Genomic DNA, 1920 nt, shown 5'->3' on the forward strand with positions numbered 1-1920 from the left:
ACTACCTCCAGCGCGCCGCCCTCGCCATGGTGAACACATTCGAGCCGAGCGGCATCGGCCCCGCCGCTGCCGGCCGTGACGCGACGGCCGGCAGCGGGGAGCCAGGCGTCCCGCGGTCGTCGCTGCCCGTCACCGCGGCACCCCCCGCCGACCCCGAACAGCCCCGCTGATACAACGCCCGCCGACGAAGGAGTCGCCATGCCCCCCGCCGCACACACCACCGACGTCCTCGTCATCGGCTGGGGCCTGGCAGGCCTCGTCGCCGCCGGCGAGGCGATCGCGGCCGGCAAGCGCGTCACGATCATCGACCAGGAGCCGCGGTCCAATCTCGGCGGCCAGGCGTGGTGGTCGTTCGGCGGCCTGTTCTTCATCGACTCTCCTGAGCAGCGACGGCTGGGCGTGCGCGACTCGCTCGAGCTCGCGCGGCAGGACTGGTTCGGCAACGCCGGATTCGACCGCGACGACGACCGCTGGCCGCGCCGGTGGGCCGAGGCGTACCTGCAGTTCGCACACGGCGAGAAGCGCTCCTGGCTGCGGCAGAAGGGCGTCGGGTTCTTCCCGATCGTGGGCTGGGCCGAGCGCGGCGGCTACACCGCGACCGGACCGGGCAACTCCGTGCCCCGATTCCACATCACCTGGGGCACCGGTCCCGGCCTGGTCGCGCCGTTCCAAGCCGCCGTCGAGGCGGGGGAAGCGGCGGGCCGCGTCACGATCCTCTCCCGGCACCGCGTCACCCGCCTGACGATGACGGGCGGCGCGGTCACTGGCGCCGAGGGCGACGTGCTGGCGCCCTCAGGTGCGGCACGCGGCGTCGCGACCTCGCGCGAGGTGGTCGACACCTTCACCATCACCGCCGGCGCCACCATCGTCGCGTCGGGCGGCATCGGCGGCAACCACGACATGGTGCGGCAGTGGTGGCCCGAGCGCCTCGGCCCGGCTCCCGCGACGATGGTCGCGGGGGTTCCCGCCTACGTCGACGGGTCCATGCAGAAGGTGAGCGAGACGGCCGGTGCGCGGCTCATCAACGGCGACCGCATGTGGCACTACGTCGAGGGCATCCAGAACTGGGATCCGGTGTGGCCGAATCACGGCATCCGGATCCTCCCCGGACCGTCGTCGGTGTGGCTCGACGCGACGGGCACGCGCCTGCCGGTCCCGCTGTTCCCCGGCTTCGACACGCTCGGCACTCTGGCACACCTCCGCGCAACCGGACACGACCACTCGTGGTTCGTGCTCTCGCAGAAGATCATCGAGAAGGAGTTCACTCTCTCGGGGAGCGAGCAGAACCCCGACCTCACCGGCAAGGACGTGCGACTGCTCGCGAAGTCGCGTCTCGGCAAGGGGGCGGCCGGCCCGGTGCAGGCGTTCATGGACCGCGGCGCCGACTTCGTCGTCCGGGACGACCTCGACGATCTCATCGCGGGCATGCGCGCCCTGCCGGGGGGCGAGGTGCTCGACGCCGAGCGCGTGCGGTACGAGATCGAAGCTCGCGACCGCGAGGTGGAGAACGACTTCACCAAGGACGCGCAGGTCGCGATGCTGCGATCGGCCCGGGCCTTCCGCGGAGACAAGCTGATCCGCACTGCGACGCCCCACCGCATCCTCGACCCTGCCGCCGGACCGCTCATCGCAGTGAAACTGCACGTGCTGACCCGCAAGTCGCTCGGCGGCATCGAGACCGACCTCTCCGCCCGCGTTCTCGGCACCACGGGCGAGCCCGTGGCCGGCCTGTACGCAGCCGGCGAGGCGAGCGGCTTCGGAGGCGGCGGCGTGCACGGGTATCGCGCGTTGGAAGGCACCTTCGTCGGCGGCTGCCTGTTCTCCGGCCGCACAGCCGGGCGCGCGGCCGCTGCGGCGGTGTGACGAGGTCGCTCAGCGCCCGGCGGAGCCGGTGCGGCGCACCGGCGTGAGACCCGCCGC

1 protein-coding gene is annotated in these 1920 nt (G+C 72.7%); it reads left to right on the forward strand.

Annotated features, from left to right (window positions below):
• The first annotated feature begins 198 nt into the window (after nt 1-198).
• Complete coding sequence (locus EIO58_RS17090; protein ID WP_127820465.1) at nt 199-1863, forward strand: FAD-binding dehydrogenase; 1665 nt, start codon at nt 199-201, stop codon at nt 1861-1863.
• Nucleotides 1864-1920 lie beyond the last annotated feature (57 nt).

The organism is Microbacterium sp. CPCC 204701 (genome assembly GCF_004010105.1).
In the GTDB taxonomy this organism is placed as follows: Bacteria; Actinomycetota; Actinomycetes; order Actinomycetales; family Microbacteriaceae; genus Microbacterium.